Source organism: Streptomyces sp. NPDC047974 (assembly GCF_040653375.1).
In the GTDB taxonomy this organism is placed as follows: Bacteria; Actinomycetota; Actinomycetes; order Streptomycetales; family Streptomycetaceae; genus Streptomyces.
Map to the genome: position 1 here is coordinate 1 of NZ_JBEZNU010000038.1, position 21,144 is coordinate 21,144.

Annotated in this window: 16 protein-coding genes; 6 read left to right on the forward strand and 10 right to left on the reverse strand. The window is 73.5% G+C overall.

All coding sequences use genetic code 11. The features are described from left to right. Positions 1 to 159 precede the first annotated feature (159 nt). Positions 160 to 642, reverse strand: coding sequence for a glutathione peroxidase (locus tag AB0E19_RS33840; protein ID WP_362187313.1), 483 nt, complete (start codon positions 640 to 642; stop codon positions 160 to 162). Between the two features lie 38 nt (positions 643 to 680). Between AB0E19_RS33840 and AB0E19_RS33845 the strand changes: the two genes are divergently transcribed. Next, the gene (locus AB0E19_RS33845) at positions 681 to 899 is read left to right on the forward strand and encodes a DUF6011 domain-containing protein (protein ID WP_360606672.1); all 219 of its coding nucleotides are present in this window, start codon (positions 681 to 683) and stop codon (positions 897 to 899) included. Positions 900 to 951: 52 nt separating this feature from the next. Here the strand turns inward: AB0E19_RS33845 and AB0E19_RS33850 are convergent, their stop codons facing one another. Beyond that, positions 952 to 1,689: a hypothetical protein gene (locus AB0E19_RS33850; RefSeq protein WP_362187317.1), complete on the reverse strand. Its 738-nt coding sequence runs from the start codon at positions 1,687 to 1,689 to the stop codon at positions 952 to 954. A gap of 156 nt (positions 1,690 to 1,845) precedes the next feature. Here AB0E19_RS33850 and AB0E19_RS33855 point away from each other — a divergent pair, with 156 nt between their 5' ends. Further along, on the forward strand, positions 1,846 to 2,916 hold the full coding sequence (locus AB0E19_RS33855) for an RNA ligase (ATP) (RefSeq protein WP_362187320.1): 1,071 nt from the start codon (positions 1,846 to 1,848) through the stop codon (positions 2,914 to 2,916). Positions 2,917 to 2,920: 4 nt separating this feature from the next. Here AB0E19_RS33855 and AB0E19_RS33860 read toward each other — a convergent pair whose 3' ends face one another. Next, positions 2,921 to 3,787 (reverse strand): acyl-CoA thioesterase II, encoded by an 867-nt coding sequence (locus AB0E19_RS33860; RefSeq protein ID WP_362187323.1) that lies wholly within the window; start codon positions 3,785 to 3,787, stop codon positions 2,921 to 2,923. A 12-nt stretch (positions 3,788 to 3,799) separates the two neighbouring features. Beyond that, positions 3,800 to 6,313: a DUF3516 domain-containing protein gene (locus AB0E19_RS33865; RefSeq protein WP_362187326.1), complete on the reverse strand. Its 2,514-nt coding sequence runs from the start codon at positions 6,311 to 6,313 to the stop codon at positions 3,800 to 3,802. A 132-nt stretch (positions 6,314 to 6,445) separates the two neighbouring features. Between AB0E19_RS33865 and AB0E19_RS33870 the strand changes: the two genes are divergently transcribed. Next, entirely contained in the window at positions 6,446 to 7,237 is a 792-nt protein-coding gene (locus AB0E19_RS33870; RefSeq protein WP_360606662.1) for a metal-dependent hydrolase, read from the forward strand. Positions 7,238 to 7,304: 67 nt separating this feature from the next. Here AB0E19_RS33870 and AB0E19_RS33875 read toward each other — a convergent pair whose 3' ends face one another. Continuing rightward, positions 7,305 to 7,961: a TetR family transcriptional regulator gene (locus AB0E19_RS33875; protein WP_362187330.1), complete on the reverse strand. Its 657-nt coding sequence runs from the start codon at positions 7,959 to 7,961 to the stop codon at positions 7,305 to 7,307. 89 nt (positions 7,962 to 8,050) lie between these two features. Here AB0E19_RS33875 and AB0E19_RS33880 point away from each other — a divergent pair, with 89 nt between their 5' ends. Further along, positions 8,051 to 8,980 (forward strand): zinc-binding dehydrogenase, encoded by a 930-nt coding sequence (locus AB0E19_RS33880; RefSeq protein ID WP_362187333.1) that lies wholly within the window; start codon positions 8,051 to 8,053, stop codon positions 8,978 to 8,980. A gap of 36 nt (positions 8,981 to 9,016) precedes the next feature. Here AB0E19_RS33880 and AB0E19_RS33885 read toward each other — a convergent pair whose 3' ends face one another. From AB0E19_RS33885 to AB0E19_RS33905, 5 genes are all read right to left on the reverse strand, one after another. Then, a complete protein-coding gene (locus AB0E19_RS33885) occupies positions 9,017 to 10,798 on the reverse strand; it encodes an ABC transporter ATP-binding protein (protein WP_362187336.1) in 1,782 nt (593 codons plus the stop codon). Then, positions 10,795 to 12,630, reverse strand: coding sequence for an ABC transporter ATP-binding protein (locus AB0E19_RS33890; protein ID WP_362187339.1), 1,836 nt, complete (start codon positions 12,628 to 12,630; stop codon positions 10,795 to 10,797). The genes AB0E19_RS33885 and AB0E19_RS33890 overlap by 4 nt, the downstream gene beginning before the upstream one ends. Before the next feature lie 162 nt (positions 12,631 to 12,792). Beyond that, entirely contained in the window at positions 12,793 to 14,220 is a 1,428-nt protein-coding gene (locus AB0E19_RS33895) for a Gfo/Idh/MocA family oxidoreductase (RefSeq protein WP_362187342.1), read from the reverse strand. A 262-nt stretch (positions 14,221 to 14,482) separates the two neighbouring features. Further along, the gene (locus AB0E19_RS33900; protein WP_362187345.1) at positions 14,483 to 17,407 is read right to left on the reverse strand and encodes an FAD-binding and (Fe-S)-binding domain-containing protein; all 2,925 of its coding nucleotides are present in this window, start codon (positions 17,405 to 17,407) and stop codon (positions 14,483 to 14,485) included. Positions 17,408 to 17,441: 34 nt separating this feature from the next. Continuing rightward, the gene (locus AB0E19_RS33905) at positions 17,442 to 17,903 is read right to left on the reverse strand and encodes a MarR family transcriptional regulator (RefSeq protein WP_362187348.1); all 462 of its coding nucleotides are present in this window, start codon (positions 17,901 to 17,903) and stop codon (positions 17,442 to 17,444) included. A 155-nt stretch (positions 17,904 to 18,058) separates the two neighbouring features. On the opposite strand from AB0E19_RS33905, the gene AB0E19_RS33910 reads away from it, so the two are divergent. Both AB0E19_RS33910 and mltG read left to right on the forward strand, forming a co-directional pair. Continuing rightward, positions 18,059 to 19,894 (forward strand): ABC transporter ATP-binding protein, encoded by a 1,836-nt coding sequence (locus AB0E19_RS33910; RefSeq protein WP_362187351.1) that lies wholly within the window; start codon positions 18,059 to 18,061, stop codon positions 19,892 to 19,894. Between the two features lie 287 nt (positions 19,895 to 20,181). Next, positions 20,182 to 21,057: an endolytic transglycosylase MltG gene (gene mltG / locus AB0E19_RS33915; RefSeq protein WP_362187354.1), complete on the forward strand. Its 876-nt coding sequence runs from the start codon at positions 20,182 to 20,184 to the stop codon at positions 21,055 to 21,057. Positions 21,058 to 21,144: the final 87 nt, after the last annotated feature.

Consider the following 21,144-nt stretch of genomic DNA (forward strand, 5'->3'; position numbering starts at 1 on the left):
GTATCCGCTTGTTCGTCAGCTCGGCGAACCGTCGCTCCATCAGGTTGAGCCAGGACGGCCCGGTCGGGCTCCGGCCAGTTCGCCGCCGTCGACGAGTACCTCACCGGCCGCGAGAACCTCCAGATGGTCGGCCGCCCGGCGCGGCCCCTGGGCGCGGCCTCAGACGAGGAGCGCCTCGATGGCCGCGACGACCTCGGGGGCCTCCGGCTCGGTGCGCGGACGGAAACGGGTCACGGCGCCGTCGGCGGAGATCAGGAACTTCTCGAAGTTCCACTGCACGTCACCGGCCTCGCCCGCGCCGTCGGCGACCTGCGTCAGCTCGGTGTACAGCGGGTGCCGGCCGTCGCCGTTGACCTCGGTCTTCTCCAGGAGCGGGAAGGTCACGCCGTACGTCGTCGAGCAGAACGACAGGATCTCCTCCGCCGAGCCCGGCTCCTGCCCGAGGAACTGGTTGCAGGGCACGCCGACGACGGTGAGACCGCGCTCGCCGTACGTCTTCTGCAGCCGCTCCAGGCCCTCGTACTGCGGGGTGAGGCCGCACTTGGACGCCACGTTCACGACCAGCACGGCCTTGTCCCGGTAGTCGGCCAGGGAGACCGGTTCGCCGGCCAGGTTCTTCAGCGGGATGTCGTACAGACTCATGGGGGAGCTCCTCGTCGAGACTAGGGTGAGATGACAACATGAGTGAAGAACCGCTGGCAATCGCGGTCGATTCCGCGACCGGCGCGTCGCGGCGCCCGGTCCGCTGCCGTCTCTGCGGCCGCCCGCTGACCGGCGCCGACTCCCGTCGCACCGGCCTCGGCCCCACCTGCGACGCCAAGCTCCATCCCCCGGCCCCCGACATCCGCACCCGCCGCCACGAGGTCGACCAGGACCCGCTGCCGGGCCTGGACCCCTAGGCCGTCCCTTCCGGATCATGCCGGGCTCGCGGCGTGATCCGGAAGAACCGGCCTAGCCGGCGCCGGCGACCAGCTCCGAGTACGCCGGCCACCGCTCCTCCTCCCCGAGCGCCAGCAGCGCGACCTTGCGGGCGAGCAGCGGGTCGGGGTGGCCGGCGAGCCGGGCCGGGGCGTGCTCGACGAGCCAGGCCTGGAGCTCGGGCAGGAGGACGCCGTCCATGTCCACGTACCAGGGCAGGAGGCACGAGTCGTCGTTGAGCAGGTCCTCGATCCGGTACGCCACCCAGTCGGCGAGATGCCGGTCCGCCGTCCCGCCCCGGGGCGCGGCGGCCCAGACGTCGAGCACGGGCGCGAGCGACTGGTGGATCTCGACGCACAGCTCCCACACCGCCCCCACCCCGTACGGGGGCGCGGGATCGGCGAGCGTCTCCCGCCACCACACGTCGAGGAAACCGGCGATCGCCCCGGCCTGCTCGGCGGGCCACTCCCGCCACCGCACCCGGCCGAGACCGGCGGGGGCGTACCCCATGCCGGAGAACCGGCCGTCCGCGAGATAGCCGAGGAACTCCGGCAGCACCCGCCGCACCACCGCCGGGTGGTCGCCGAAGTGGTCGGGCACCTCGTGGAAGAACAGGCGTGCCAGATCGTCGCCCAGCGGCGCCCGGGGTATCGCGAGGAGCGCCAGCTCCTCCGCCCCGTAACAGTGGAGGCACCCGTCGGCGGGAGCGGTCATGCCGCCGAAGACGGAGTCGACGCGACGGAGGGCCGCGGTCAGCGCGGGAGAGGCCACGGTGTGGTCCTGACGGGACTCCGTCCGGGGCGGCGCCCGGCGAAGATCGCGACGATACCAGCCGGCAAAAGCGGTGGGCAGGGATTTCACGGTCCGTCAGGGTGGGCCGCGATGAGACCGAAACCCGAGCCAGCCGAACGACCGGAGTCCTGAACCATGTCCACCCTGCGCGTCACCGCCGAAGTCCTCACCGTCCATCCCCACCCCAATGCCGACGCCCTCGAACTGGCCCAGGTCGGCCTCTACCGCGCCGTCGTCGCCAAGGGCGCCTACCGGACCGGCGACACCGCCGTCTACATCCCGGAGCAGGCCGTGCTGCCCGCCGCGCTCGTCGACGAGCTGGGGCTGACCGGACGGCTCGCCGGGAAGGCCTCGGACCGGGTGAAGGCGGTACGGCTGCGCGGGGAGCTGTCGCAGGGGATCGTCTGCCGGCCGGGCGCGCTCGCCGGGGTCGACCTGGACCGGGCCGCCGCCGACGGAACCGACTTCGCGGAGGCGCTCGGGATCTCCAAGTGGGTGCCGCCGGTCCCGCCGACCATGAGCGGCGACGTGGAGGCGGCGCCCGAGCTGCTGCCGTGGGTCGACATCGAGAACCTGCACCGCTATCCGGGCATCTTCGAGCCCGGCGAGCCGGTCGTCCTCACCGAGAAGATCCACGGCACGGCCTGTCTGCTCACGCACGTCGTGGGGGAGGGCCGGGCGTACGTGTCCTCCAAGGGCTTCGGCGCCAAGGGGCTCGCCCTCCAGGAGGACCCGCGCAACCTGTACTGGCGGGCCGTCCACGCGCACGGCCTGCCCGCCGTCGCCGAGCGGCTCGCCGCCCGCCTCGGGGCGACCCGGGTCGGCTTCTTCGGAGAGGTGTACGGCTCCGGCGTCCAGGACCTGGCGTACGGCGCCGACGCCCGCCGCGAGGCGATCGGCTACGCGCTGTTCGACGTCTCCGCCGAGATCGACGGCCAGGTCCGCTGGCTCGACCCGGCCGAGGTCCTGGAGCCGGGCGAGGTCCCCCTCGTCCCGCGCCTGTACGAGGGTCCGTACGACCTGGACACCGTCCTCGCCCACGCGAGCGGCACCGAGACCGTCTCCGGGCGCGCCGCCCACCTGCGGGAGGGCGTCGTGGTCCGGCCGGCCGTGGAGCGGTACAGCCCGGTCACGGGCGGCCGGGCCGTCGCCAAGGCGGTCAGCCCGGCGTACCTGACCCGCAAGGGCGGCACCGAGTACGAGTGACCGGTCAGCCCAGGGAGCGGAACAGGCCCTCCTGGACCACCGAGACGAGCATCCGGCCCTCCCGGTCGTAGATCCGGCCCCGGGCCAGTCCCCGGCCGCCGGTCGCGACCGGGGACTCCTGCTCGTACAGGAACCACTCGTCGGCCCGGAACGGGCGGTGGAACCACATCGCGTGGTCCAGGGACGCCATGTCGAAGCCTCGCGGACCCCAGAGCGGCTCGATGGGGATGCGTACGGCGTCGAGCAAGGTCATGTCGGAGGCGTACGTCACCGCGCAGGTGTGCACCAGCGGGTCGTCCCCCAGCGGGCCGACGGCCCGCATCCACACCGCGCTGCGCGGATCCGCGCCCTTGACCTCGTCCTTCGTCCAGCGCAGCCGGTCGACGTACCGGATGTCGAAGGGCATGCGCCGAGCCATCCGCTCCATCGACTCCGGCAGCCCTCCGAGGTGGTCGCGGACCTCGTCCGCGAGCCTCGGCAGGCTCTCCGGGTCCACCAGGTGCCGGGGCGGCAGCTGGTGCTCGAAGCCCGCCTCCTCCGGCAGGTGGAAGGAGGCCGTCAGGTTGAAGATCGTCCGCCCCTCCTGGACCGCCGTGACGCGCCGGGTGGTGAACGAGCGGCCGTCCCTGACCCGCTCCACCTGGTAGACGATCGGCACGCCCGGGCGGCCCGGCCGCAGGAAGTAGGCGTGCAGCGAGTGCACCGGCCGGTCCGCGTCCACGGTCCGCCCGGCCGCCACCAGGGCCTGCCCGGCGACCTGCCCGCCGAAGACCCGCTGCAGCGACTCCTGCGGGCTGCGGCCGCGGAAGATGTTCACCTCGATCTGCTCCAGGTCGAGCAGGTCCACGAGCCTCTCGGCGGGATTCGTCACCACGGAACTCCTCTACAGCTGTCCGACCGACGTCACGCGGACGACCGCCCGGCCCTCCTCGTCGGAGGCCGCCAGGTCCACCTCCGCGCCGATGCCCCAGTCATGGTCGCCGTTCGGGTCGGCGAAGGTCTGGCGGACGCGCCACAGGCCGTGCGCCGCGTCCTCCTCGATGGCGAGCAGCTTCGGGCCGCGCGCGTCCGGTCCGGTGCCCAGGTCGTCGTACTCGTCCCAGTACGCGTCCATCGCCTCGCCCCACGCGTCCGCGTCCCAGCCGGAGTCGGCGTCCATCTCGCCCAGCTCGCCGACCTTGTCGAGCGCCGCCAGCTCCACGCGCCGGAACATCGCGTTGCGCACCAGGACGCGGAAGGCGCGGGCGTTCGCCGTGACCGGCTTGACCTGGTCGGCCTTCTCCTGCGCCTCCTCGGCGGTCTGGACCTCCGGGTTGGCGAGCTGCTCCCACTCGTCGAGCAGCGAGGAGTCCACCTGGCGCACCATCTCGCCCAGCCAGGCGATGAGGTCCTCCAGGTCGTCCGTCTTCAGGTCGTCCGGGATGGTGTGGTCGAGCGCCTTGTACGCGCTCGCCAGGTAGCGCAGCACGATGCCCTCGGTGCGCGCCAGCTCGTAGTGGGAGGTGAACTCCGTGAAGGTCATGGCCCGTTCGTACATGTCACGGATGACGGACTTCGGGGACACCGGGTGGTCGCCGACCCACGGGTGCGACTTCCGGTAGACGTTGTACGCGTGCCAGAGCAGCTCCTCCAGCGGCTTCGGGTACGAGATGTCCTGGAGCCGCTCCATCCGCTCCTCGTACTCGACGCCGTCCGCCTTCATCTGACCGACGGCCTCGCCGCGCGCCTTGTTCTGCATGGCGGCGAGGATCTGGCGCGGGTCGTCGAGCGTCGACTCCACGACCGAGACCATGTCGAGGGCGTACGACGGCGACTCGGGGTCGAGCAGGTCGAAGGCGGCGAGGGCGAAGGTCGACAGCGGCTGGTTCAGCGCGAAGTCCTGCTGGAGGTCGACGGTGAGCCGGATGTGGCGGCCCTCGGCGTCCGGGGTGTCCAGCTGCTCCACGACCCCGCCGTCGAGCAGCGAGCGGTAGATGGCGATGGCCCGGCGGATGTGCCGCAGCTGGTTGCGGCGCGGCTCGTGGTTGTCCTCCAGGAGCTTGCGCATCGCCTCGAAGGCGTTCCCGGGGCGGGCGATCACCGAGAGCAGCATGATGTTGGTGACCTTGAAGCGGGAGGTCAGCGGCTCCGGCTCGGCGGTCTGCAGCTTCTCGAAGGTGGTGTCGCTCCAGGCGACGAAGCCCTCGGGGGCCTTCTTGCGGACCACCTTGCGGCGCTTCTTCGGGTCGTCGCCCGCCTTCGACAGCGCCTTCTCGTTCTCGATGACGTGCTCGGGGGCCTGCGCCACCACGAAGCCGGCGGTGTCGAAGCCGGCCCGGCCGGCCCGGCCGGCGATCTGGTGGAACTCGCGGGCGCGCAGGGTGCGCACGCGGTTGCCGTCGTACTTGGTGAGGGCGGTGAAGAGCACCGTGCGGATCGGCACGTTCACGCCGACGCCGAGGGTGTCCGTCCCGCAGATCACCTTGAGCAGACCGGCCTGCGCCAGCTTCTCCACGAGCCGCCGGTACTTCGGCAGCATGCCGGCGTGGTGCACGCCGATGCCGTGGCGGACGTACCGGGAGAGGTTCTGGCCGAACTTGGTGGTGAAGCGGAAGTTGCCGATCAGCTCGGCGATCTTGTCCTTCTCCTCGCGCGTGCACATGTTGATGCTCATCAGCGACTGCGCCCGCTCGACGGCCTGCGCCTGCGTGAAGTGCACGATGTAGACGGGCGCCTGCTTGGTCTCCAGGAGCTCGGTCAGCGTGTCGGTGATGGGCGTGAGCCGGTACTCGTACGAGAGCGGCACCGGCCGGGTCGCCGAGCGGACCACCGAGGTCGGCCGGCCCGTGCGCCGGGTCAGGTCCTTCTCGAACATCGACACGTCGCCGAGCGTCGCCGACATCAGCACGAACTGCGCCTGGGGGAGTTCGAGCAGCGGGATCTGCCAGGCCCAGCCCCGGTCCGCCTCGGCGTAGAAGTGGAACTCGTCCATGACGACCTGGCCGATGTCGGCGTCCTTGCCGTCGCGCAGCGCGATCGAGGCCAGCACCTCGGCCGTGCAGCAGATGACGGGCGCGTCCGCGTTCACGGACGCGTCGCCGGTCAGCATGCCGACGTTCTCGGTGCCGAAGATCTTGCACAGGTCGAAGAACTTCTCCGACACCAGCGCCTTGATCGGGGCCGTGTAGAAGGTGACCTGGTCGTTGGCGAGCGCGGTGAAGTGCGCGCCCGCGGCCACCAGCGACTTCCCGGACCCGGTGGGGGTCGACAGGATGACGTTCGCCCCCGAGACCACCTCGATCAGCGCCTCCTCCTGCGCCGGGTAGAGCGAGATGCCGCGCTCCTCGGCCCAGGCGGAGAAGGCCTCGAAGAGGGCATCGGGGTCGGCGGTCGGCGGCAGCTGATCGATAAGGGTCACGCTCCCATCTTGCCTGCATTCCGCTCGGATGAGGGAACCGGCTGCCGGACTCGAAGATCACGCCCGATAGGCTGATCCGTCGACCGGTCGTCAACTCGGCGCCGGCAGGGGAGAAACGGGGCGACACCGACCATGATGGGACCGGCGCACTCGCTGTCCGGCGCGGCGGCCTGGCTGGGCGTGGGAGCCGCCGCGGCCGCCTTCGACCACCCGATGCCGTGGCCGGTGCTGCTCGTCGGCGCGCTGCTGTGCGCGGGCGCGGCCCTCGCCCCCGACCTCGACCACAAGTCGGCGACCATCTCGCGCGCCTTCGGCCCCGTCTCGCGGGGGCTGTGCGAGATCGTCGACAAGCTGTCGTACGCCGTGTACAAGGCGACCCGCAGCCCCCAGGACCCGCGCCGTTCGGGCGGCCACCGCACCCTCACCCACACCTGGCTGTGGGCGGTGCTCATCGGCGGCGGCTGCTCGGTGGCGGCCGTCACCGGCGGGCGCTGGGCGGTCCTCGCGATCCTCTTCGTCCACCTCGTGCTGGCGGTCGAGGGCCTGCTGTGGCGGGCCGCCCGGATGTCCAGCGACGTCCTGGTGTGGCTGCTCGGCGCGACCAGTGCCTGGATCCTCGCGGGCGTGCTCGACCAGCCGGGCAACGGCTCGGACTGGCTCTTCACCGGCGCGGGCCAGGAGTACCTGTGGCTGGGCCTGCCGATCGTGCTGGGCGCCCTCGTCCACGACGTCGGCGACGCCCTCACCGTCTCCGGCTGCCCGATCCTGTGGCCGATCCCCATCGGCCGCAAGCGCTGGTACCCGATCGGCCCGCCCAAGGGCATGCGCTTCCGGGCCGGCAGCTGGGTCGAGCTGAAGGTCCTCATGCCGGCCTTCATGGTCCTCGGAGGCGTCGGCGGAGCCTCGGCGCTCGGGTTCTTCTAGCCGTACGGATACGGGGAGGGGCCGCACCGGAGGGATCCGGTGCGGCCCCTCCCCGTATCCGTACGGCTCAGGGGCGCGGGGCGGCCGTCGCGGTGACCGCGTGCGGCAGCTCCGCCGCGACCGCGCGCAGGCGGCGCGTCAGGTCCTCCGCGGTGTGGCCGGCCGGCTGTGCCACCCAGGTCTCAAGGGCCTGGTGGAAGGCCGAGACGAGCATGTCGAGCGCCAGCCGGGCGCGGAGGGTGCCGGGACCGTCGAGGGCGAAGCGGCGGTCGAGCACGAGCAGCGCGGCGCGGGTGGTGCGGTCGCAGAACGCGAGACCGTGGGCGTCCATCGACGGCGTGTGCGCGGCGAGCCGGCGGCTCGCCAGGGCGCGCTCGGGCCAGCCGTCGGCGGGCATCCGGGCGATCGCCTCGGCGAGGCGGTCGGCGAGCAGGGCGAGGAGCGGCCGCCGGGCCTCCGGGCCGTCCTCCGGGGCGGTGTCCAGGACGTCGAGGAACGCGGTCCACAGGTCCTGGGTGGGGGCCATGGCCACGTCCTCCTTGCTGTCGAAGTAGCGGAAGAAGGTCCGCTTCGACACCTCGGCCGCGTCGCAGAGCCCGTCGAGCGTCACGCCGTCGAAGCCGTGCGTGCCGAAGCGTTCGAGCGCGGTGGTGACCAGGGTCTGCCGGGTGCGCAGCTTCTTGCGTTCCCGCAGCGGGAGCGAGGGAGGGATCTCGGCCGTCATCGGGCCCACTGTAGTGGAGCGGCAAACGCCCCCTATAGGCTTATGCCACTCAGTGGCACTTCGATGTCCATGCTCGATGGAGGACACCCATGCGCGCGCTTCTCGTCGACCCCTCGGCCCCCGGCGGCCTCCGCCTCGGTACCGCCCCCGACCCGGTCCCCGCACCCCACCAGGCACTCGTCCGCACCACCGCGACCTCCCTCAACGCGGGCGAGATCGCCTTCGCGCTGGACGCCGCGCCCCCGGGCACGGTCCTCGGCTGGGACGGCGCCGGAGTGGTGGAACGGGCCGCCGCCGACGGCACGGGACCGGCCGCCGGGACACCCGTCGTGACCCTCATGGGGGACGGGGCCTGGGCCGAACTGCGGGCCGTCGACACCACCCTGATCGGAACCGCGCCCGCCGGAGCGGACCCCGCCGCCCTGGCCACGGTCCCCGTCGCCGCCACCAGCGCCCTGCGCGCCCTCCACCGGCTCGGCCCCCTGCTCGAACGGGACGTCCTCGTCACCGGGGCCACCGGCGGCGTCGGCCGGTACGCCGTCCAGCTCGCCCGCGCCGCCGGCGCGCACGTCGTCGCCTGCACGGGCGACCCGGACGCCCACGGCGACCTGCTGCGCCGCCTCGGCGCGCACGAGGTGGTCGCCACCCCGAAGGAGGCCGCACGGCCGGTGGACGGCGTGCTCGACCTCGTCGGCGGCGCCCGGCTCGTCGAGGCGTACGGGACGCTCCGCGAGGGCGGCACGCTCGTCGCCGTCGGTCACGCCGCGGGGCGCGGCGAGGACTTCCCCTTCGGGGCGCTCTTCGGCGACCAGGGACGGCACGACCGCTCCCTCGTCACCTTCTTCCTGCTCGGCTGCACCGGACTCGACCGCGACCTGGGCCGGCTCGCCCACCGCGTCGCGGCCGGCGAGCTCGACCCCGGCGTCGCCTGGCGCGGCGACTGGAGCGCCGCCGCGGACGCCGTCGCCGCCCTGCGCGCCGGGGACCTCCACGGCAAGGCGGTCCTCACCTTCTCCTGACCCCCGCGGGGCGCCCGGGGAGGGCCCCGGCACGGCTCAGCCGTGCCAGGACCGCCACAGCGCCGCGTACGCGCCGTCCGCCGCGACCAGGTCGTGGTGGTGGCCCAGCTCGCTGATCCGGCCGTCCTCGACCACCGCGATCAGATCGGCGTCGTGCGCGGTGTGCAGGCGGTGGGCGATCGCCACCACCGTCCGCCCGTCCAGGACCCGCCCCAGGGAGCGCTCCAGATGACGGGCCGCGCGCGGGTCGAGCAGCGAGGTCGCCTCGTCCAGGACCAGCGTGTGCGGATCGGCGAGGACCAGCCGGGCCAGCGCGATCTGCTGGGCCTGCGCCGGGGTCAGCGCCCGGCCGCCCGAACCGACCTCGGTGTCCAGGCCCGCGTCGAGCGCCCGCGCCCAGCCCTCCGCGTCCACCGCCGTGAGCGCCGACCACAGCTCCGGGTCCCCGGCCTCCGGGCGGGCGAGCAGCAGGTTGTCGCGGAGCGTGCCCACGAAGACGTGGTGCTCCTGATTGACCAGCGCCACGTGCTCGCGGACCCGCTCGGCCGGCATCCGGGCCAGCTCGGCACCGCCGAGGGTGACCTCTCCGGCGCGCGGGCCGTAGATGCCCGCGAGGAGCCGGCCCAGCGTCGACTTGCCCGCCCCCGACGGGCCGACCAGCGCGAGCCGGGTGCCCGGCGCCACCGCCAGGGACACCCCGTGCAGGACGTCCACGCCCTCCCGGTACCCGAAGCGCACGTCGGCCGCCTCGACCGCCCGCCCCTCGGGCCGCACCGACGCGTCGCCGGGCTCCGGCTCGATGTCCCGCACGCCCACGAGCCGGGCCAGCGACACCTGCGCCACCTGCAGCTCGTCGTACCAGCGCAGCACGATCCCGATCGGGTCCACCAGCATCTGGGCGAGGAGCGCGCCCGTCGTGAGCTGCCCGACGTCCATCCAGCCCCGGACGACGCAGTAGCCGCCGATGGCGAGGACCCCGCACAGCACCAGCGTGTGCGTGAGGTTGACCACCGGGAACAGCACCGCCCGCAGGTAGAGCGTGTACCGCTCCCATCGGGTCCACTCGTGGACCCGCCGGTCCGAGAGCGCGACCCGGCGCGCGCCGAGCCGGTGCGCCTCGACCGTGCGGCCCGCGTCGACCGTCTCGGCCAGCGCGGCCGCCACCGCCGCGTACCCCGCCGCCTCCGAACGGTACGCGGACGGCGCCCGCTTGAAGTACCAGCGGCAGCCCGCGATCAGCAGCGGCGCGGCGATCACCACGGCCAGCGCGAGCGGCGGCGCGGTGAACGCGAGCCCGCCGATCAGCAACCCCGCCCAGACCACGCCGATGACGAGCTGCGGCACGGCCTCGCGCATCGCGTTGGCCAGCCGGTCCACGTCGGTGGTGATCCGGGAGAGCAGATCGCCGGTGCCCGCCCGCTCCAGGACGCCCGGCGGCAGCCCGACCGCGCGGACCAGGAAGTCCTCCCGGAGGTCGGCGAGCATCTCCTCGCCGAGCATGGCCCCGCGCAGCCGGACCAGGCGCACGAAGACCGCCTGCACGGCGAGCGCGACGGCGAACAGCGCCACCGCGGGCCCCAGACGGAGCTCCCGGGCGCCCTCGGCGAGCCGGTCCACCACTTGGCCGAGCACGTACGGCCCCACCATGGAGGCGGTCACGGCCACCGCGTTCACGCCGACGAGCAGCGCGAACGCCGTGCGGTGCCGGCGCAGCAGTTCGCGGACATAGGCCCGCACGGTCGCGGCGGCGGCGACCGGCAGGGTGGTGGCGGTCGTCGGGGCCGCCGGGTCGTACGAGGGCGGCGCCAGGCCGATCATGCCGTCTCCCCTTCCAGGGCTTCGCGTCCGGCCGCGGTCGTCGCGGCGAGCGCGGAATCCGTCTCGTCGTCCGTCTCGTGGTGCGTCTCGTCGTCCGTCTCCCGGGTGACGACCGCCCGGTAGCGCGGCTCGTCGGAGAGCAGTTCGCGGTGGGTGCCGTGGGCGACGGCCCGGCCCTCGTGGACCAGGACCACCCGGTCCGCCAGGTCCAGGAGCAGCGGGGAGGAGGACAGCACCACGGTGGTGCCGCCCGCGCGCAGCTTGCGCACGCCGGCCGCGACCCGCGCCTCGGTGTGCGAGTCGACCGCCGAGGTCGGCTCGTCCAGGACGAGCACCTCCGGGTCGGTCGCCAGCGAGCGGGCCAGCGCGAGACGCTGCCGCTGGCCACCGGAGAGCGAGCGGCCCCGCTCGGTGATCCGGGTCCGCATCGGGTCGCCGTCGGCGTCCACCGAGGCCTGCGCGAGCGCGTCGAGGACGTCCCCGCACTGGGCGGCGGCGAGCGCCTCCTCCGGCCGGACCGCGCCGGACGACGGCACGTCGAGCAGCTCGTGGAGAGTGCCCGACAGCAGGACCGGCTCCTTGTCCTGGACCAGGACGGCCGTCCGGGCCGCGTCCAGCGACAGTTCGTCGAGCGGCACCCCGCCGAGGCGCACGGAGACGTGGTCGTCGCCCGGTTCGGCCGGATGCCCGCCGAGCCGCTCCGCGAGCCGCCCGGCCGCGTCCGGGTCACCGCACACCACGGCCGTGAACTGCCCGGCGGGCGCGATGAGTCCGCTCACCGGGTCGTACAGGTCACCGGCCGCCCGCCGGTCCCGGGAGTCCCCGGCCGGTTCGGTCGCCCGGGTGAGCGCGAGCACCCGCGCGGCGCGCTTCGCGGAGGGCCGGGAGAAGGCGTACGCCATCGCGATCTCCTCCACGTTCCGCAGCGGGTGGTGGGTGAGCGCCACCGCGCCGTAGACGGTGACCAGCGCACCGACCGTGATCCGGCCGTCGAGCGCGAGCCCCGCCCCGTACGCCACCACGGCGATGAGCAGCAGCCCCGGCAGGAGCACCTGGACGGCGGCGATCAGCGCCCACATCCGGGCGCTGCGCACGGCCGCGCGGCGGACCTCCTGCGAGGCGGTCCGGTAGCGGCCGAGGAACAGCTCCTCGCCGCCGATGCCGCGCAGCACGCGCAGTCCGGCGACCGTGTCGGAGGCGAGTTCGGTGGCCTTGCCCGCCTTCTCGCGCTGCTCGTCCGCCCGCCGGGTGGCGCGTGGCAGCAGCGGCAGCGCGGCCAGGGCGAGCGCCGGGACGCCCACCGCGACGACGAGGCCGAGGGCGGGCTCGTACACGATGAGTCCGACGCAGACGGCGAGGAGGGTGAGGACGGCGGCGGCGAACCGGGAGAACGCCTCGACGAACCAGCCGATCTTCTCGACGTCACTCGTCGACACGGAGACGACCTCGCCGGCCGCGACCCGCCGGGTCAGCAGCGAGCCGAGCTCGGCGGTCCTGCGGGCGAGGAGCTGCTGGACCCGCGCGGCGGCGGTGATCCAGTTGGTGACGGCGGTGCGGTGCAGCATGGTGTCGCCCAGGGCGATCCCGGCGCCGAGCGCCGCGACCACCCCGCAGCCGACCGCGAGCCGGCCGCCGTCGCCGTCGACGACGGCCTGCACGGCGATGCCGACACCGACGGGCAGCCCGGCGATCGACAGCTGGAGCAGCAGTCCCCACAGCAGGGACCGCACCTGCCCGCCGAGCTGCATGCGCCCCAGCCAGATCAGGAAGCGGGTGCCCGAACGGACGTCGGGCACCCCCGGGTCGGCGTAGGGAAGGTCTTGGATCTGCATGGCGTCCCACGGTCTCCGGGGGTGGCTGGGGGCGGGCCGCCGAGGTGAACGGCGCCGCCGGGGAAACCGTTCCAGCCTGGCCCCCTCCGCCGGAGAGGGGCAATCGATTTTCCTGCCGTGGCTACGCGGCGACGTAGCCATGTGGCTGGGTGGCCCGGTGGCTCAGGCGGGCCGGGGCGAGTCCATCCCCGAGCGGGCCTTGCGCCATTCGCCGCGCGTGAAGTCGGGGATCTGCTGCGGTGCGCCGTTCGCCCGGACGGAGGCGTGGCTCAGCGGCACCGGGGCCGTCCACGTCGCGGCGTCGTAGACGTCGAAGTCGGGCACGAGCCCCAGCCGCATGCACTGCATCAGCCGGAAGACCATGATGTAGTCCATGCCGCCGTGCCCGCCCGGAGGGTTGGCGTGCTCCTTCCACAGCCAGTGGTCGAACTCGTCGGCGTAGGCGGAGAAGTCGGCCCACCGGTCGTCCGTGTGGTCCGGCTCGATGTAGATCCGGGCCGGGTAGTCCTCGAAGACGCCCTTCGTGCCGCCCAGGCTGTTGATCCTGCTGTACGGATGCGGGGTGGACACGTCGTGTTCGAGCCGGATGACCCGGCCCTTGGCGGTCCGCAGCATGCTGACGGTCCGGTCGGCCCCGATGTACGACTCCTTCCAGCTCGGGTCGCCGGCCGGCATGTGGGCGGCGCGGTACTCGGCGAGCCCCAGGGCCGGGGTCCCGAAGCTGCTGATGCTGACCACGCGGTCGCCCCGGTTGACGTCCATGTAGTTGGCGACCGGGCCGAAGCCGTGGTTGGGGTAGAGGTCGCCGCGCAGCCGGGTGTGCCACAGGCGCCGCCAGGGCCCCTCGTAGTACGTCGGCGAGAACATCAGGCCGCGCAGGTCGTGGTTGTACGCCCCGGCGCCGTGCAGCAGCTGCCCGAACTTCCCGGCGTGCGCCATCCGCAGGACCCGCAGCTCGTTCCGTCCGTAGCAGCAGTTCTCCAGCTGCATGCAGTGGCGCCGGGTCCGCTCGGAGAGGTCCACCAGCTCCCACAGCTCCTGGAGCTCCATGGCGACGGGACACTCGACGCCGACGTGCTTGCCGTTCAGCATCGCCGCCTTGGCCATCGGGAAGTGCAGCTCCCAGGGCGTGGCCACGTACACGAAGTCGAGGTCGGCGCGGGCGCACAGCTTCTCGTAGTCGTTCTCGCCGTGGGTGTAGACGGCGGGGGCCGGCTGCCCGGCGGCGGTGACCTTGGCGGCGGCCCGCTCGGCCTTGGCGCGCACCGGGTCGCAGACGGCGACCACCCGGACGCCCGGGACGACGAGGAAGTTGTCGATCATGCTGCTGCCGCGGTTGCCGAGGCCGATGATGCCGACCCGGACGGTGGAGCGGCCCTCGAAGGGGACTCCGGCCATGGTGGCGCCCTGGCGCGTCGGCGCGGCGGCGGTCCCGGCCGTGGCGGGTGTGTCGGGGGCGGTCTCGGCCGGTCCGGCGGCGTGGGCGGTGCCGGCGGCGAGGGCACCGATGCCGAGGCTCGCGCCGGCGGCTCCCGCGGTGGTCCTGAGGACCGATCGGCGGCTCGGGTCGTGGGGTGACTGCTCGTTCATGGAACCTCCAGAGGCTGTCCGGGCGGCTGTTTCATGAATCCCGCTCAGGACCCTGGCCCCTGTGACCTGTGGCGCGCAAGGATGCCTGTTTGGACTCCTGCGGCGGGTCGTTGGACTTTACTGTTCCGGATCTTCCACCGGTGCGCGGCACCGGACGGCCGGTAATCGAACATGGGAAGGGCCCCTCACCTGTGGGGGTGGGGGGCCCTGTCGCGGTTGACGGACGGACCTGAGAACGGGCTCTCGGCGGTCGGCGGCGGTCTCAGGGGCGGGTCGCCTCTTCCAGGGCGAGCAGCGCCGAGCGGTATCGGCGACCGGTGGCCCGGTCCATGCCGATCTCGCACATGCGGTTGGCCGAGAGGTGGGCGTCGAAGGGGCGGGAGGTGACCTCCGCGGCCTCCCGGGCCGTCGCCGAGGCCGTCAGCTCCGGATGGAGCATGCCCCGGTCGCCGGCGAAGGCGCAGCAGCCCGCGTCGACCGGCACGACGACCTCCTCGGCGCAGAACCCGGCGAGTTCGGTGAGCCGGTCGGCGTCCCCGAGGTGCCGCATCGAACAGGTGGGGTGGACGACCGCGGAGCCCACGGTCCGGCGGGCCTCCAGGCGGGGGAGGAGCTCCTCGGCGGCCCACACCAGGGAGTCCACCACGGTCAGTTCGGCGTGCAGGGCGCGGTTGTCCTCGGTGAGGTACGGGACGACCTCGTGGGCGATGCCGAGGGTGCAGGAGGAGGCGTCCACGACCAGCGGGAGCCGGCCGCCGGCGGTCCAGCCCCAGGCGGCTTCGACGATCCGGTTGGCCATCACCTCGTTGCCCCGCTCGTACCCCTTGGAGTGCCAGATCGTGGCGCAGCAGGTGCCGGCCACGTCGTCGGGGATCCACACGGGCTTCCCGGCCCGGGCCGAGACGGCGACGACGGCCTCGGGGAGGGAGGGGCCGGAGACGCCGTCCGGATTGCCGAAGATGCGGTTGACGCAGGCCGGGTAGTAGACGGCGACGGCCGCCGGGCGGTGGGTGCGGGGCAGCCGGCGGGGGGCCGCACCGGGGACCTCCGGCAGCCACTCCGGGACGAGGTCGGGCCGGACGGCCTTGCGGGCGAGGCCGGTCACCCGCTCCAGGAAGCCGTCGCCGATGCGGTCGGCGGCGCCCACCGCGAGCCGCGCGGCGGCCTCCACGGCCCGGAAGCGCCGGGCGGCGAGGGCGGCGATCCGCTCCTCGCGCGGGGAGTGCCGCTCGTGCCGGAAGTCCTTCATCAGCGAGCCGGTGTCGATGCCGACCGGGCAGGCCAGCTTGCAGGTGGAGTCGCCCGCGCAGGTGTCGACGGCGTCGTAGCCGTACGCCTCCAGGAGCCGCTGCTCGACGGGGGAGCCGTCGGCCTGCCGCAGCATCTCCCGGCGCAGCACGATCCGCTGGCGCGGCGTGGTCGTCAGGTCGTGGCTGGGGCACGTCGGTTCGCAGAAGCCGCACTCGATGCACGGGTCGGCGATCCGCTCCACGGAGGGGATGGTCTTCAGGCCGCGCAGATGGGCCTGCGGGTCGCGGTCGAGGACGATCCGGGGGGCGAGGACCCCGTCGGGGTCGATGAGTTCCTTCGTCCGCCACATCAGCTCGGTCGCCTTCGGGCCCCACTCCAGCTCCAGGAAGGGGGCGATGTTGCGGCCGGTGGCGTGCTCGGCCTTCAGCGAGCCGTCGAACCGCTCCACGGTGAGCTTGCAGAAGTCGTCCATGAAGGAGGCGTACCGCTCGACGTCCGCGGGGTCCGCGGCGTCGAAGGCGAGCAGGAAGTGGAGGTTGCCGTGGGCGGCGTGACCGGCGACGGCGGCGTCGAAGCCGTGCCGGGCCTGCAGGTCGAGCAGCTCGGCGCAGGCCTCGGCGAGCCGGTCCGGCGGCACCGCGAAGTCCTCGGTGATCAGGGTCGTGCCGGAGGGACGGGAGCCGCCGACGGCCGTCACGAAGGCCTTCCGGGCCTTCCAGTAGCGGCCGATCGTGCCCGCGTCCCGGGTGAAGGCGTTGACGACGGAGGCCACCGGGGCGACCAGGCCGAGCCCGGCCAGGACCTCGCCCGCCGCCTCCTCGTAGGCACCGAGCGCCGCCTCGTCCGGCGCCCGGAACTCGACGAGCAGCGCCGTGGTGTCCTTCGGCAGCTCCGCCCAGTCGGCGGGGACGCCGGGCACGCTCACCGAGGCCCGCAGGGTGTTGCCGTCCATCAGCTCGACGGCGAGCGCCCCGGCCTCGTTGAAGCGCGGCACGGCCGCCGCGGCGGCGGGCAGGGAGGGGAAGAAGAGCAGGGCGGTGGAGACCAGCCGGTCGAGCGGCAGGGTGTCGAAGACGACCTCGGAGAGGAAGCCGAAGGTGCCCTCCGAGCCGACCATCAGGCCGCGCAGGATCTCCACCGGAGAGGTGCCGTCCAGGAAGGCGTCGAGGCGGTAGCCGTTGGTGTTCTTGATCCGGTACTTGGCGCGGATCCGGTCCGTCAGCTCCGCGTCGGCCTCGATCTCGGCCTTCAGCGCGAGCAGCCCCGCGCACAGGCGGGGCTCGGCCCGGGCGAGCTCCGCGTCGGCGGCCGGGTCGGCGGTGTCGACGATCGTGCCGCTCGGCAGCACGAAGGTGAGCGAGGCGACCGTCCGGTAGGAGTTCCGGGTGGTGCCGGCGGTCATCCCGGAGGCGTTGTTGGCGACGACCCCGCCGATCGTGCAGGCGACCGCGCTCGCCGGGTCGGGGCCGAGCACCCTGCCGTACGGCGCGAGGGCCGCGTTGGCGCGGACGACGGTGGTGCCGGGGCGGATCCGGGCGCGGGCGCCGCCGTCCAGGACCTCCACGCCGACCCAGTGGCGGCGGACGTCGACGAGGATGTCCTCGCCCTGTGCCTGCCCGTTGAGACTGGTCCCGGCGGCCCGGAAGACCACCTCGCGGCCCTTGCCGTGCGCGTAGGACAGCACGGCCGAGACGTCGTCGACGTCCTCGGCGACCACGACCACCTGCGGCAGGAACCGGTACGGGCTGGCGTCGGAGGCGTACCGCACCAGGTCGGAGACGCCGGACAGGACCTTCTCCGCGCCGAGGAGCGCCGCCAGCTCCTCCCGCAGCCGCCGCGGTGTGCCCCGCGCCTGGAGGTCCGGGACCCGGTCGGGAGCCGGGGTCCGCTTCCGGCCCGGGCTGAGGGCCTGCGGGTTCGGTTCCAGCAGCGGCATGGCACGGCTCCCCTCGGCGCGGGCGCCGGCGGCGTCAGCAGCCGCTCTCCGGGACGGGCCCGGCCAGGGCGGTCAGCAGACCTCCGAGCACCTCGCGCTGTTCGACGGTCAATGGAGCCAGGATGTCCTCTGCGGCCGCCCGGCGCGCGCTGCGCAGCTCCCGCAGCGTGGCGCGCCCCTCGTCGGTGAGCTCGATCCGGATCACCCGGCGGTTGCTCGGGTCGGGCACCCGGCGCACCCGCCCGGCCCCCTCCAGGCCGTCGACGAGGCTGGTCACGGCGCGGGGGACCACTTCGAGGCGGGCGGCGAGGTCGGCCATCCGCGGCGGGGCGTCCCCGTAGTGCGCGACCGTGCGCAGCAGCCGGGACTGCGCCGGGGTGATGCCGACCGGCTCCAGATGGCGCTTCTGGATGCGGTGCAGCCTGCGGGTGAGCCGGAGCAGCTGCTCGGCGAGGAGCCCGTCGGGGTCGGGGGCGCTCGGGACGGGGGTGTTCATGGGGGAACACTATCAGGACCTGGTTCATTGTGAACATAGGTAAGAGTGAGCTATAGTCCGAACCGTACCCTCATGTCTCGACCCCTCATCTCTTGGACCCTGAGGCCTCGGCCCTCGTGTCCCGGACCTCGCTTCTCGAACCCACGAAGGAGCCCATGCGCCCCCACGACGAGTCCACCTGGACGCCACCGCCGCGCGATCCCGTGCAGCCGAGGGAGCCCGCCCAGCTGCGGCGCATCCTCGGCCTGTTCCGTCCCTACCGCGCCCGCCTCGCGCTCGTCGGCCTCCTGGTCGCCGCCGCCTCGCTGGTCTCGGTCGCCTCACCGTTCCTCCTCAAGGAGATCCTCGACACCGCGATCCCCCAGGGGCGCACCGGGCTGCTCAGCCTGCTCGCCCTCGGCATGATCGTCACCGCCGTGCTCACCGGTGTCTTCGGCGTGCTCCAGACCCTGATCTCCACCACGGTGGGCCAGCGCGTCATGCACGACCTGCGCACCGCCGTCTACGGCCGCCTCCAGCGGATGCCGCTGGCCTTCTTCACCCGGACCAGGACCGGCGAGGTCCAGTCCCGGATCGCCAACGACATCGGCGGCATGCAGGCCACCGTGACCTCCACGGCCACCTCCCTGGTCTCCAACCTCACCGCCGTCGTCGCCACGGTCGTCGCCATGCTCGCGCTCGACTGGCGGCTCACCCTCTTCTCCCTGCTCCTGCTCCCCGTCTTCGTCTGGATCAGCCGGCGGGTCGGCGACGAGCGGAAGCGGATCACCACCCAGCGCCAGAAGCAGATGGCCGCCATGGCCGCGACCGTCACCGAGTCGCTCTCCGTCAGCGGCATCCTGCTGGGCCGCACCATGGGCCGCGCCGACTCGCTGACCGAGTCCTTCTCCCGGGAGTCCGAGCGCCTCGTCGACCTCGAAGTGCGCTCCTCCATGGCCGGGCGCTGGCGGATGTCCGTCATCGGCATCGTCATGGCCGCCATGCCCGCCCTGCTGTACTGGGCCGCGGGCTTCGCCGTGCAGGCGGGCGGCGCCGCGCTGTCGCTCGGCACCCTGGTCGCCTTCGTCTCGCTCCAGCAGGGCCTCTTCCGGCCCACCGTGAGCCTGCTCTCCACCGGCGTCCAGATCCAGACCTCGCTCGCGCTCTTCCAGCGCATCTTCGAGTACCTCGACCTCCCGGTGGACATCACCGAGCCCGAGGAGCCCGTCCGCCCCGACACGGTCCGGGGCGAGATCGGCTTCGAGGGGGTCCGCTTCCACTACGACCCCGAGGGCGAGGGCCGCCCCACCCTGGACGGCATCGACCTCGCCGTGCCGGCCGGCGGCAGCCTCGCCGTGGTCGGTCCCACCGGCTCCGGCAAGTCCACCCTCAGCTACCTCGTGCCCCGGCTCTACGACGTCACCGAGGGCCGGGTCACCCTGGACGGCGTCGACGTCCGCGACCTCGGTTTCGACACCCTCGCCGGCGCGATCGGCGTCGTCTCCCAGGAGACGTACCTCTTCCACGCCTCCGTCGCCGACAACCTGCGCTTCGCCAAGCCCGACGCCACCGACGAGGAGATCGAGGCCGCCGCCCGCGCCGCCCAGATCCACGACCACATCGCCTCGCTGCCCGACGGGTACGACACCCTGGTCGGCGAGCGCGGCTACCGCTTCTCCGGCGGCGAGAAGCAGCGCCTGGCGATCGCCCGCACGATCCTGCGCGACCCGCCGGTGCTCATCCTCGACGAGGCGACCAGCGCCCTCGACACCCGCACCGAGCACGCGGTCCAGCAGGCCATCGACTCCCTCTCCGCGGGCCGCACCACGATCACCATCGCCCACCGCCTCTCCACCGTGCGCGACGCGGACCGGATCGTCGTCCTGGAGGCGGGCCGGATCGCGGAGAGCGGCACCCACGAGGAGCTGATGGCGAAGGACGGCAGGTACGCCGCCCTGGTCCGCCGCGACGAACAGGCGAACGTGCGATCGGTTGTTCCCGCGAACGTGTGATCGTTCCGGGATTCGTTGCCCAACTCCCGTACGGCGTCGGATGATTACGGTGCGCAAGCGACGGGCTGCAGACCGCGACTGCGCTGTCCCACGAAACACCTGTACGAGGAGAAGCACCACCATGAACGTCATCACCGATCTGCTCGCCGGCGTCTTCCACTTCCTGGGCTGGCTCGTCTGACGCACGCAGTTCCCGGCGCCGTCGGTCCCCCGTCCCAGGGGACCGGCGGCGCCGCCGTGTGCGCGGGCTCCCCGGAATCCTCGGGCCGCCGGGTTACGGTGCGCCCATGCCGTACCGGCCGTCCTCCCCGTACGCACCCCGCCGCCGCCCCCGGCTCACCCGTCGCGGCCGGCTGGCCCTCCTCGCAGGGGCGCTCCTCGCGCTCGCCGTCGCGACCGCCGTCCCCCTCCTGCTGCTCCTCCCGCGCGACGAGCCCGCCGCCCCGCGGGTGCCGGCCGCGCCGCCCACCCTGCTCGTCCCCGAGGGCTGGCGCTCGACCCAGGTGTACGAGGCCGTCGACCGCGCCCTCGCCCTGCCCGGCGGCACCGCCCGCAAGGCCGCCACCGCCCCCGCGGCGGCTCTCGGACTCCCGGCCGAGGCGTCCGGAAACCCCGAGGGCTATCTCTTTCCCGCCACGTACCCGCTCCCCGAAGGCACCACCGCCGAGGGCCTGCTCCGCTACATGGTCGCCACCGCGGGGCGCCGCTTCGGCACCCCGGCGACCGCCGAGGCCGCCCGGGCCCAGGGCCTCACCGCCCACCAGGCGCTGATCGTCGCGAGCATCGCCCAGGCCGAGGCGGACACCCCCGACGACATGGCCAAGGTCGCCCGCGTCGTGCACAACCGCCTCGCCCGCGGAATGCCCCTCCAGATGGACTCGACCCTCAACTACGCCCTGGACCGCAGCACGGTCGACACCACCGTCGAGGACACCCGCCACACCAGCCCCTACAACACCTACGCCCGCCAGGGCCTCCCGCCCGGCCCCATCGGCAACCCCGGCGAGCAGGCCATGGCCGCCGCGCTCCGCCCGCCGCCCGGCGACTGGCTCTACTTCGTCACCGTCGCCCCCGGAGACACCCGCTTCACTGCCGACTACGCGGCCCATCAGGCGAACGTCGCCGAGTTCAACGAGCGGCGACGACGGGGCGGCGGCAACTGATCAAGGTCGAATCGCCCCGATATCGTCCGATTTCCATCGCATCGAGAGGGCAGCCGGCTCGTTGGGCAGCGCATGAAGCAGCTCAGA

Excerpts from the sequence above, each read along its gene's own strand:
- AB0E19_RS33855 (WP_362187320.1), top strand. The coding sequence starts at position 1,846 with ATGTCCACCCTGCGCGTCACCGCCGAAGTCCTCACCGTCCATCCCCAC.
- AB0E19_RS33905 (WP_362187348.1), bottom strand. The coding sequence starts at position 17,903 with ATGAACACCCCCGTCCCGAGCGCCCCCGACCCCGACGGGCTCCTCGCC.
- AB0E19_RS33910 (WP_362187351.1), top strand. The coding sequence starts at position 18,059 with ATGCGCCCCCACGACGAGTCCACCTGGACGCCACCGCCGCGCGATCCC.
- AB0E19_RS33885 (WP_362187336.1), bottom strand. The coding sequence starts at position 10,798 with ATGATCGGCCTGGCGCCGCCCTCGTACGACCCGGCGGCCCCGACGACC.
- AB0E19_RS33900 (WP_362187345.1), bottom strand. The coding sequence starts at position 17,407 with ATGCCGCTGCTGGAACCGAACCCGCAGGCCCTCAGCCCGGGCCGGAAG.
- AB0E19_RS33845 (WP_360606672.1), top strand. The coding sequence starts at position 681 with ATGAGTGAAGAACCGCTGGCAATCGCGGTCGATTCCGCGACCGGCGCG.
- AB0E19_RS33890 (WP_362187339.1), bottom strand. The coding sequence starts at position 12,630 with ATGCAGATCCAAGACCTTCCCTACGCCGACCCGGGGGTGCCCGACGTC.
- AB0E19_RS33875 (WP_362187330.1), bottom strand. The coding sequence starts at position 7,961 with ATGACGGCCGAGATCCCTCCCTCGCTCCCGCTGCGGGAACGCAAGAAG.
- AB0E19_RS33870 (WP_360606662.1), top strand. The coding sequence starts at position 6,446 with ATGATGGGACCGGCGCACTCGCTGTCCGGCGCGGCGGCCTGGCTGGGC.
- mltG (WP_362187354.1), top strand. The coding sequence starts at position 20,182 with ATGCCGTACCGGCCGTCCTCCCCGTACGCACCCCGCCGCCGCCCCCGG.
- AB0E19_RS33880 (WP_362187333.1), top strand. The coding sequence starts at position 8,051 with ATGCGCGCGCTTCTCGTCGACCCCTCGGCCCCCGGCGGCCTCCGCCTC.
- AB0E19_RS33840 (WP_362187313.1), bottom strand. The coding sequence starts at position 642 with ATGAGTCTGTACGACATCCCGCTGAAGAACCTGGCCGGCGAACCGGTC.
- AB0E19_RS33895 (WP_362187342.1), bottom strand. The coding sequence starts at position 14,220 with ATGAACGAGCAGTCACCCCACGACCCGAGCCGCCGATCGGTCCTCAGG.